Here is a 10,466-nt window from a genome sequence, read left to right as displayed (position 1 = left end):
ATAGAGCGCAGTATCCGGCTGGCGCAGGAGAAATAAGACCCTGACGGCCCGGTGGCGTGGCGCCACCGGGCCTGGCTATCCCAACGATACGCTAAAGCCTGAAAGTGAAGCCCGTGTGCAGTATGATGACGAGCATCGTCTCTTATCAGGACATCCCATGAAACAAATCACCTTTACGCCGCGCCATCACCAGCTTACCAACACCAATACCTGGACACCTGACAGCCAGTGGCTGGTCTTTGATGTGCGGCCTTCAGGCGCGTCATTTACGGGCAAGACTATTGAGCGTGTCAATGTGCATACCGGCGACGTGGAGGTGATTTATCGCGCCGTGCAGGGCGCGCATGTCGGTGTGGTGACGGTGCATCCTGCCGACAATCACTATGTGTTTATTCATGGCCCTGAAAACCCTGATGAGACGTGGCATTACGATTTCCACCACCGTCGGGGCGTTATTGCAACGCCGGGGGGCGTGACTAACCTCGATGCGATGGATATTACTGCGCCGTATACTCCCGGCGCGCTGCGCGGCGGCAGCCACGTCCATGTGTTTAGCCCGAACGGCGAGCTGGTGAGTTTTACCTATAATGACCACGTTCTGCATGAGCGAGATCCGGCGCTGGATCTGCGTAATGTCGGCGTGGCCGTGCCGTATGGGCCGGTTACGGTGCCGGCTCAGCATCCGCGCGAATACAGCGGTAGCCACTGGTGCGTACTGGTTAGCCGCACGACGCCTGCGCCGAGACCTGGCAGCGATGACATTAACCGCGCCTATGAAGAGGGCTGGGTGGGCAACCGCCAGATCGCCTTTATTGGCGATACGCTGTCGCTGACGGGCAAAAAAGTCCCGGAGCTGTTTATTGTCGATTTACCGTGTCATGAAAACGGCTGGAAACAGGCAGGCGACACGCCGCTGACGGGAACCGAATCAACAATGCCATCGCCGCCGTTGGGCGTAGTTCAGCGGCGTCTTACCTTTACTCACCAGCGTGTTTATCCTGGACTCACTAACGAACCACGCCACTGGGTACGCAGTAATCCGCAGGCGACGGCGATCGCCTTTTTGATGCGGGACGATAACGGCGTAGCGCAACTGTGGCTGATATCGCCTCAGGGAGGCGAGCCCCGGCAGTTAACGCATCATGCGACCGGCGTACAGTCAGCGTTTAACTGGCATCCGTCGGGTAAATGGCTGGGACTGGTGCTGGAAAATCGGATTGCCTGCTGCGACGCACAAAGTGGGAAGATCGACTTCTTAACCGCCAGGCACGACAACCCGCCGTCTGCGGACGCCGTCGTTTTTTCACCGGATGGGCGACACGTCGCATGGATGGAAGAGGTGAAAGGGTTCCGTCAGCTATGGGTGACGGAAACCGGGCGATAAATCAGGGAGGAGGCATCTTCGCCGGGGGGATGACGGCATTGGTCATTTTCGTCTCCTCCTCGCTTTTCTCTACGCGCGATCTTACCGAACTGTCTTTGCGGAAGATGTCCCACGGCAGAAGGATCGTATCCATCACGGCGGTAAACGGCATATCCAGGATGGCCAACGATTTGGTGCCCCAGTTTGTCTCATCGTTACCGATCATCGTAGCGCTGGCGCGCGTGCCAGGATAAGTACCCTCTTTACCGCCGGTGTGCGACATGACGCTTGAACAACCGCCTAATAAAAGCATCCCATTCCATATTATCAGCGTTAACCACACGTTTTTTATCATCACTCATTCATCTGTTGGTTGTCGTTATTTGCATGATGAGTTATAGCGATCCGTTGCTAAAAATAACATCACCAGTACGTGGCACTGTGGCGGTAATCGCACTTTAACAATCAGTGCTGTCCCAACCAGTCTATGCAATAGCCAATAAACTGCAAAAAAAAGTCGGATTAAAATACTTGAAAAGTACGTATTCAGACCCATTTATAAGACGTAGTGAATAGAAGGGCACGCCTGATGGGTGTTCTGGCAATCCTGGCCTGTCCATGATGGAAGGTCTGACATTCTCGCTGATTTCAGGAGTTTATGATTATGCGTAACTTTGATTTATCCCCGCTGTACCGTTCTGCCATTGGTTTTGACCGTCTGTTTAACCTGCTTGAAAATAACCAAAGCCAAAGTAATGGCGGCTACCCTCCGTACAACGTTGAGCTGGTAGACGAAAACCACTACCGCATCGCCATTGCCGTTGCCGGTTTCGCGGAAAGCGAACTGGAGATTACTGCCCAGGATAATTTACTGGTGGTAAAAGGCGCTCATGCGGACGAGCAGAAAGAACGTACTTACCTGTATCAGGGCATTGCCGAGCGTAACTTTGAGCGTAAGTTCCAGTTAGCGGAGAACATTCACGTTCGCGGCGCAAACCTGGTCAACGGGCTGCTGTATATCGAACTGGAGCGCGTGATTCCGGAAGCGAACAAACCGCGCCGTATCGAAATTAACTGATTCCGTCGGGTCGCGTTGCGCGGCCTGTCATCCCATGCTCGCCGTCAGGGAGCATATTCGCACGTAAAGTGTGAAGGTAATACTCGCTTCTTAGAAGGAGAAATGATTATGCGTAACTACGATTTATCCCCACTGCTGCGTCAATGGATCGGTTTTGACAAGCTGGCCAATGCGCTGCAAAACAGCGGCGAAAGCCAGAGCTTCCCGCCCTATAACATCGAAAAAAGCGACGATAACCATTATCGCATTACCTTAGCGTTAGCCGGTTTCCGTCAGGAAGATCTGGATATTCAACTGGAAGGCACGCGCCTGACGGTGAAAGGCACGCCGGAACAGCCGGAAAACGAGCCCAAATGGTTACATCAGGGCCTGGTCATGCAGCCTTTTAGCCTGAGCTTTACGCTGGCTGAGAATATGGAAGTTTCCGGCGCGACGTTTACCAACGGCCTGCTGCATATTGATTTAACCCGCAACGAGCCGGAAACCATTGCGCCGCAGCGTATCGCCATTAACGAACGCTCCGCATTAAATAGCTAATGAGCTCCTTGCCTTGCCCCGCCAGAGATGGCGGGGCTTTTTTGTGCCACGAAAAAGGGTAAGACGCTGCCGAAGTCAGGACGTCTGGGCGGTTTTGTAACATGAGAATGTGCGCCATGCTGTATATATGCCTTAACGGTTCAGTCATAATCCCTATAAATTGAAATGTTACTCACAGGGAAGAAAAGATGAGTGATATCGCATTGACGGTCAGCGTTCTGGCGTTGGTGGCGGTTGTCGGTTTATGGATCGGCAACATTAAAGTGCGCGGTGTCGGCTTTGGTATTGGCGGCGTTCTGTTCGGCGGTATTATCGTCGGCCACTTCGTCGATCAGGCTGGGGTGACGCTGAGCGGCGATATGCTGCACTTTATCCAGGAATTCGGCCTGATCCTTTTTGTTTATACCATCGGCATACAGGTGGGGCCGGGGTTTTTCGCCTCGCTGCGCGTTTCCGGGCTGCGTCTCAATCTGTTTGCTGTTTTGATTGTGATTATGGGCGGGTTGGTCACCGCGATTCTGCATAAAATTTTCGCTATTCCGCTGCCGGTGGTGCTGGGGATTTTCTCCGGCGCAGTCACCAATACGCCTGCGTTAGGGGCGGGTCAGCAAATCCTGCGCGATCTGGGAACGCCAGTGGATCTGGTGGATCAGATGGGGATGAGCTATGCGATGGCGTATCCGTTTGGCATCTGCGGTATTTTGCTCACCATGTGGCTGATGCGGCTGATTTTTCGCGTTAACGTCGAGGCGGAGGCGCAGAAGCATGAATCCTCTCTCGCTAACGGTCATTCATTAATTCAAACAATGAATATCCGTGTCGAGAATCCGAACCTCAATAATATGGCTATTCAGGATGTGCCGATCCTGAACAGCGATAAAATCATTTGCTCACGCCTGAAACGCGACGACACGCTGATGGTGCCGTCGCCGGGGACGATTATCCAGGCAGGCGACCTGCTGCACCTCGTCGGCCAATCTACCGACCTGCATAACGCGCAACTGGTGATCGGCAAGGAAGTGGACACCTCGTTGTCGACGCGCGGCACGGATTTACGCGTCGAGCGTGTGGTCGTCACCAACGAAAAAGTGCTCGGCAAACGTATCCGCGATTTGCACTTTAAAGAGCGTTATGACGTGGTTATCTCCCGCCTTAACCGCGCGGGCGTTGAGCTGGTCGCCAGTAGTGACGCTAGCCTGCAGTTTGGCGACATTCTCAATCTGGTGGGGCGTCCAGCCTCGATTGATGCGGTAGCCAATGTGGTCGGCAACGCGCAGCAAAAACTCCAGCAGGTGCAGATGCTGCCGGTGTTTATCGGCATCGGATTAGGGGTTCTGCTTGGGTCAATCCCGTTGTTTGTGCCGGGATTCCCGGTCGCGTTAAAACTGGGGCTGGCCGGCGGGCCGCTGATCATGGCGCTAATTTTGGGGCGTATCGGCAGCATCGGTAAGCTGTACTGGTTTATGCCGCCGAGCGCCAACCTCGCGCTGCGTGAGTTAGGCATCGTTTTGTTTCTGGCGGTCGTTGGGCTGAAATCCGGCGGCGATTTTGTCGATACGCTGACGCAGGGCGAAGGATTAAGCTGGATTGGCTACGGTATTTTCATCACCGCTATTCCGCTGATTACCGTCGGTTTGCTGGCGCGGATTTTTGCCAAAATGAACTATCTGACGCTGTGCGGGATGCTGGCCGGTTCGATGACCGATCCGCCAGCGCTGGCATTTGCCAACAATCTGCACGCCACCAGCGGCGCGGCGGCGCTCTCTTACGCGACCGTCTATCCGTTAGTGATGTTCCTGCGTATTATCACGCCACAACTGCTGGCGGTGATTTTTTGGGGAATGGGTTAGCGCCTGATGGCGCGTTGCTTATCCAGCCTACGCACTGTGTTAAATCCAGGCTGGATAACGCGCGCCGCACCGGCCACACTTCTGCTCTTCTTCTTATCTCTTTCCTCAATGAACGCGCTAATCAGCGTAATGCCAACGAACATAATTCCAATTTTTTTCAGTTAGTTATCAATCTTCTTCGCCTTTTTTTTCGTCGCGACGGGTAGTTTTTCAGCTTTTAATTCGGCAATAATGCCTTTCCTGGCGGTGGCGTTGAAAAAGGTCGCAACTGAAATGAAAAATAGCGGCAATGAGCGCGGTTGCGCCAAAACGCATCACCAGTGAACTACAGTTATTTTGCAATAAGATTCCCTTGCTGCGGGATAATGTGAAGCATATCAGCAACAACGTGAGTGGTATTCTGAAAACGAACGGGAATACATAAGAACGTAAAAGGAGTCGTCATGAAGATTTCCCGCCTCGGAGAAGCGCCGGATTATCGCTTCTCACTGGCAAATGAGCGCACCTTTCTGGCGTGGATTCGCACCTCGCTGGGATTTCTGGCGGCAGGCGTCGGTCTTGATCAGCTCGCCCCGGATTTTGCCACGCCGGTGATCCGTGAACTGCTGGCGCTACTGTTGTGTCTGTTTGCGGGCGGCCTGGCGATTTATGGCTATCTACGCTGGTTACGTAATGAAAAAGCGATGCGTCTGAAAGAGGATTTGCCCTATACCCATAGCCTGTTGATCATCAGCGTTATTTTGATGATTGTCGCGGTGATAGTGATGGGGCTGGTACTGTATGCCGGATAGTCGTAAAGCCCGTCGGCAGAACGATCCGGGACTGCAACCGGAGCGTACGTCGCTGGCCTGGTTTCGCACGCTGCTGGGATACGGGGCGTTAATGGCGTTAGCCGTCAGGCACCACTGGCATCAGGCGGGGTTCTTGTTCTGGGTGTCAATCAGCGTTCTGGCGATAGTGGCGGTGATTCTTTGGCGTTATACCCTGAGTCGTAATTTGATGGATGTCGCGCATAGCGATTTTTCCGAAACTCATGTCATGCGTGACAAATTTTTGATCTCCCTCGCGGTGTTGTCGCTCGCAATCCTGTTTGCTGTTACCCATATTCGCCAACTTATTGCATTTATCGGGAATTTTATATGACAGGACGTCAGGACATTGTCGTGAGTGATGACCAGATTCAGGTCGTCGTAAATCGCCAGAATAGCCAGCGCCCTCAGCAACTGTACCGTAACTTACAACGGCTCGGCATTCGCAATGTCCATTTTATCCCATTGTTGGAACATGACCGGAACGGAATGTTGACCGAGGATTCATTGTGTTCAGCAGACTGGGGGCGGTTTTTAAATAGCGTATTTGATATTTGGGTACGTGAAGATATTCAGCGTATCTCGGTCCGCCTTTTTGATGAGACGCTACAGCAGTGGTGCGGCGGCAGGAATGGTGCTAAAACGCCGGACAAGGCGCCGCTAAGCGCTGAATGTCAGAAGTGTTCTTTATTACGATTTTGCGGCGGCGGATGCCCTGAGCATCGTGATAGCCAGGGGAAAAATCAGCTTTGCGAGGGCTACCAGACCTTTTTTAACTACTCCTCGCCGCATATGCGGGTGATGCGGGATTTACTGAAACAGCATCGCTCGCCTGAGGAGTTGATGGCGATGCTGCGTTAACGTTACAGGCCTGATAAGCGTAGCGCCATCAGGCGATGGCGTGCCGGATGGCGCAGCCGTCTTTCCGGCACTGAGCGAGTATTAGCGTCCTTTCGCCAGGTATTGTTCCATTTCATCCTCCGGCACCATGCCGCCCCCGGTTGCCCATACCAGATGCGTCGCGTTGCCGAGCTGCGTCTGACTGAATCCATGCCTTTGCTGATACGCGACGGAGGCGCAAATGCGCTGTGGCCCGGCCATCCCCGCCAGAGCTGATGGCTCCAGTCGAATTCCTTCCTCCTGCGCCAGCCAGCCCAGCATGTCATACATTGTTTGATCGTCTAAGGTATAGAGGCCGTCAAGCAGACGCTCCATTGCCCGACCAACAAAGCCCGAAGCGCGACCTACCGCCAGGCCGTCAGCCGCCGTCAGGTTATCAATACCGATATCTTGTACTGAGATGGCATCGTGCAGACCGGTATAAACGCCGAGTAACATGCAGGGTGAATGGGTCGGTTCGGCAAAGAAACAGTGGACGTTGTCGCCAAACGCCAGTTTCAGGCCAAAGGCGACGCCGCCAGGGCCGCCGCCAACGCCGCACGGTAGATAAACAAACAGTGGGTGACTGGCGTCAACGACGCGTCCCTGTTGAGCGAATTGCGCTTTCAGACGCTGACCCGCTACCGCATAGCCCAGAAATAGCGTGCGAGAGTTTTCATCGTCGATAAAGAAACAGTTTGGATCGGATTGCGCTGCTTTACGGCCCTGCTCAACCGCCACGCCGTAATCATCTTCGTATTCCACGACCGTCACGCCGTGGCTACGCAGCTTCGCTTTTTTCCAGGCGCGGGCGTCGGCAGACATATGTACCGTCACTTTAAAACCGATGCAGGCGCTCATGATACCGATCGATAGCCCCAGATTGCCGGTTGAACCGACGGCGATACTGTACTGGCTGAAGAATTGTTTAAATTCCGGCGAAAGCAACACGCTATAGTCATCGTCGGTGGTTAACAGACCCGCCTCCAGCGCCAGTTTTTCCGCGTGCGTTAGCACCTCGTAGATGCCGCCGCGCGCTTTAATGGAACCAGAGATTGCCAGGTGACTGTCTTTTTTTAACAGCATTTCACCGTCGATCGTTTGCCCATACTCTTTTTCCAGCCGCTTTTGCATGGCCGGAATAGCGACCACGTCAGATTCGATCATGCCGCCAGCGGCGGCGGTTTGCGGAAACGCTTTCGCCAGATACGGCGCAAAGCGCGCCAGACGGTCATGGGCGGCGTTTACGTCCTGCTCCGTCAGGCCGACATACGGTAGACCTTGTGCAAGAGAGGTGGCGCCCGGGTTAAACCAGGTGGTTTCTTTGAGGGCGACCAGATCCTCGACCAAAGGATACCGGGCGATGAGCTTTTGTATGTTTTCCATAGTACGTCTCTTTACGATCAGATGATAAAGGAAAGCAGGAATGTGCCAGCCAGTGCAACGACAGATGCGATAAACGTGGCCGTCGTATAGTATTTAAACGTTTCATTCAGCGTAGCGCCGCAATACTGCTTGACCAGCCAGAACAGGGAATCGGTCACGATCGTGCAGCCAATGGCGCCGGAACCAATGGCAATCGCAATGATCTCCGGGCTGACGTCAGGATAGAGCGGCAGCATGGGCGCAACAATCGCGGTGGCGCCCATCATCGCCACCGTCGCAGATCCGACCGCCGCGTGCAGAATCAGCGCTACCAGCCATGCCAGCAGAATCGGGTGCATATGCATATTTGAGAGGATCACCGCCAGCGTGTCCGCCAGCCCGCTACTTTTGAGAATGGCGTTGAACGCGCCGCCCGCGCCGATAATCAGCAGGATGTTCGCAATGGCGCCAAAGCCGTTTTCGGTGTGGGTAAGTAGTGTGCCCATACCCATATGCTGGCGCAGACCGAGTATGTAATACGCCACAAAGACAGCGATAAACATTGCGGTGATCGGATTACCGATAAACTCCAGCAGCGTATACAACGTGCCGTCTTTCGCCATATTCAGTTCAGCGACGGTTTTCACCAGCATCAGGCCAATCGGCAGCAGAACGGTAAACAGCGTTGCGCCCAGCGACGGCAGGGTGTTTTCGGCGCGCACTTCAAGATCCGCAAACTCTGTCGGTACGGGCTTGAACGGCAGACGATTACCCAGAAACTTTAAGAACAGCGGGCCGCCGACCAATGAGGCCATCAGTCCGACCAGCAGACCGTAGACAATCACCGAGCCGATATCCGCCCCCAGTTTATTTGCGACAAACAGCGCAGCCGGATGCGGCGGTACCACGCAATGGACGGCCATCAGCGCGGTACACAGCGGAATGGCCAGCTTCAGCAGCGAGGTATGGGTCTTTTTAGCGATAGAAAACGCCAGTGGGATGAGCAACACGACGCCCACTTCCACGAACAACGTGATACCGCAAATCAGCCCCACCAGTACCATGATCACGTCAGCAGAGAGCCAGCGGCAGCGCTGGAGCGTAAGCCCGATGCGTTCCGCCGCGCCGGAAACCTCCATCATTTTGCCGAGGATGGTGCCAAGACCGATAACGGCGGCCAGAAAACCGAGCGTACCGCCTATTCCGTTTTCTATCGCCGTGACCATCTCCAGCGGCCCCATGCCCATCATCGCGCCGACAAAGAAACTGGCGAGCAGTAACGCCAGGAAGGGGTGGAATTTAAACTTCACGATGGTCAATACGATTAACACGATGCTGATCAGCAGCGTGCTCACTACCCAGATTTGAGCGTGCATATCTCACCTACCCTGTGATTAATCTGTTCTTATTGGACAGAAAAACAGCACCCCCTGACAAACGATATAATTTGCCATTCACATGATGTAAATTGAATCAACTATGTGATTTCCATCTAATATTGCTTTTATTTTGCGATATGGTTCATTTTGCTTCATCTATGTGCGGATTTTTTCAGCGTGTTTTTTTACACTTCGGGAAATTAAAAGATGACTGAGGTTGCCATGGAACCCCTTCGCGATACCCGAAACCGCTTACTCAACGGCTGGCAGTTATCCAAACTCTATACTTTTGAAGTCGCGGCCAGACACCAGTCCTTTGCTCTGGCGGCAGATGAGCTGTCGTTAAGCCCCAGTGCGGTAAGCCATCGTATCAATCAACTGGAAGCCGAGTTGGGAATCCAGCTATTTGTCCGCTCTCACCGTAAAGTGGAGCTTACCCATGAAGGCAAACGGGTATTCTGGGCGCTGAAATCGTCGCTGGATACGTTGAATCAGGAAATCCTCGATATCAAAAATCAGGAACTGTCCGGCACGCTGACCGTGTATTCACGTCCCTCTATCGCCCAGTGCTGGCTGGTGCCTGCGCTGGGGGACTTTACCCGTCGCTATCCGTCAATTTCTCTCACTATGCTGACCGGCAACGATAACGTTAACCTACAGCGTGCCGGCATTGACCTGGCTATCTATTTTGACGATGCGCCGTCGGCGCAGCTCACGCACCATTTTTTAATGGATGAGGCAATTTTACCCGTTTGCAGCCCGGATTATGCCCGTCGTTTCGCCTTGCAGGATAACCTGAATAACCTACGGCACTGTACGCTCTTACACGACAGACAGGCGTGGAGTAACGATTCGGGCACCGATGAGTGGCACAGTTGGGCGCAGCATTTTGCAGTAAATTTGCCGGATTCATCCGGCATTGGCTTCGATCGTTCTGATTTAGCGGTGATTGCCGCGATGAACCACATTGGCGTGGCGATGGGGCGTAAACGGCTGGTGCAAAAGCGTCTCGACAGCGGAGAACTGATTGCGCCTTTTGGTGACATGAGGCTGAAATGTCATCAGCATTATTATGTCACCACTCTGCCTGGCAGGCAGTGGCCGAAAATCGAGGCATTTATTCGCTGGTTGCAGGAACAGGTGTGAAGATTTATTACGCTTTGTCGCTACACCTGCCGGGAGTGAATATGCTAAATACGTGCTATC

Annotated in this window: 11 protein-coding genes and 1 other annotated feature; of the genes, 8 read left to right on the top strand and 3 right to left on the bottom strand. The window is 53.6% G+C overall.

The window, feature by feature from the left end:
* The first annotated feature begins 157 nt into the window (after positions 1 to 157).
* Positions 158 to 1,384 (top strand): DUF3748 domain-containing protein, encoded by a 1,227-nt coding sequence (locus ACLJQJ_RS19890; protein ID WP_023231605.1) that lies wholly within the window; start codon positions 158 to 160, stop codon positions 1,382 to 1,384.
* 1 nt (position 1,385) lies between these two features.
* Here the strand turns inward: ACLJQJ_RS19890 and ACLJQJ_RS19885 are convergent, their stop codons facing one another.
* Positions 1,386 to 1,718, bottom strand: coding sequence for a YceK/YidQ family lipoprotein (locus tag ACLJQJ_RS19885; RefSeq protein WP_001675643.1), 333 nt, complete (start codon positions 1,716 to 1,718; stop codon positions 1,386 to 1,388).
* Between the two features lie 242 nt (positions 1,719 to 1,960).
* Positions 1,961 to 2,034 (top strand) — a sequence feature (ROSE (Repression Of Heat Shock gene Expression) occurs in the 5'-region of heat shock genes and acts as an RNA thermometer to modulate expression.).
* On the opposite strand from ACLJQJ_RS19885, the gene ibpA reads away from it, so the two are divergent.
* The 6 genes from ibpA (at position 2,028) to ACLJQJ_RS19855 (ending at position 6,498) form a co-directional block, all read left to right on the top strand.
* Positions 2,028 to 2,441, top strand: a complete 414-nt coding sequence (gene ibpA / locus ACLJQJ_RS19880) for a small heat shock chaperone IbpA (RefSeq protein WP_001532742.1) — start codon at positions 2,028 to 2,030, stop codon at positions 2,439 to 2,441. (Overlaps the previous feature by 7 nt.)
* Before the next feature lie 108 nt (positions 2,442 to 2,549).
* Positions 2,550 to 2,978, top strand: coding sequence for a small heat shock chaperone IbpB (gene ibpB, locus ACLJQJ_RS19875; protein ID WP_001246919.1), 429 nt, complete (start codon positions 2,550 to 2,552; stop codon positions 2,976 to 2,978).
* Positions 2,979 to 3,166: 188 nt separating this feature from the next.
* Positions 3,167 to 4,828, top strand: a complete 1,662-nt coding sequence (locus ACLJQJ_RS19870; protein ID WP_001279793.1) for a putative transporter — start codon at positions 3,167 to 3,169, stop codon at positions 4,826 to 4,828.
* Positions 4,829 to 5,271: 443 nt separating this feature from the next.
* Positions 5,272 to 5,619 carry a YidH family protein gene (locus ACLJQJ_RS19865; RefSeq protein ID WP_000703964.1) on the top strand — a complete coding sequence of 116 codons (348 nt, stop codon included), beginning with the start codon at positions 5,272 to 5,274 and terminating at the stop codon, positions 5,617 to 5,619.
* On the top strand, positions 5,609 to 5,971 hold the full coding sequence (locus tag ACLJQJ_RS19860) for a DUF202 domain-containing protein (protein ID WP_001113452.1): 363 nt from the start codon (positions 5,609 to 5,611) through the stop codon (positions 5,969 to 5,971). Before ACLJQJ_RS19865 ends, ACLJQJ_RS19860 begins: the two co-directional genes overlap by 11 nt.
* A complete protein-coding gene (locus tag ACLJQJ_RS19855; protein ID WP_000147833.1) occupies positions 5,968 to 6,498 on the top strand; it encodes a radical SAM protein in 531 nt (176 codons plus the stop codon). The genes ACLJQJ_RS19860 and ACLJQJ_RS19855 overlap by 4 nt, the downstream gene beginning before the upstream one ends.
* 81 nt (positions 6,499 to 6,579) lie before the next feature.
* Here the strand turns inward: ACLJQJ_RS19855 and dsdA are convergent, their stop codons facing one another.
* A complete protein-coding gene (gene dsdA, locus ACLJQJ_RS19850) occupies positions 6,580 to 7,902 on the bottom strand; it encodes a D-serine ammonia-lyase (RefSeq protein ID WP_000427991.1) in 1,323 nt (440 codons plus the stop codon).
* 17 nt (positions 7,903 to 7,919) lie between these two features.
* Positions 7,920 to 9,257, bottom strand: a complete 1,338-nt coding sequence (dsdX, locus tag ACLJQJ_RS19845; RefSeq protein ID WP_000543314.1) for a D-serine transporter DsdX — start codon at positions 9,255 to 9,257, stop codon at positions 7,920 to 7,922.
* Between the two features lie 225 nt (positions 9,258 to 9,482).
* Between dsdX and dsdC the strand changes: the two genes are divergently transcribed.
* Entirely contained in the window at positions 9,483 to 10,406 is a 924-nt protein-coding gene (gene dsdC, locus ACLJQJ_RS19840; protein ID WP_001541637.1) for a DNA-binding transcriptional regulator DsdC, read from the top strand.
* Positions 10,407 to 10,466: the final 60 nt, after the last annotated feature.

This window comes from Salmonella sp. SAL04202 (assembly GCF_046550775.1).
In the GTDB taxonomy this organism is placed as follows: domain Bacteria; phylum Pseudomonadota; class Gammaproteobacteria; order Enterobacterales; family Enterobacteriaceae; genus Salmonella; species Salmonella enterica.
Note: the sequence above shows the minus strand (reverse complement) of the source record. Positions and strands in the feature narration are given on the sequence as shown.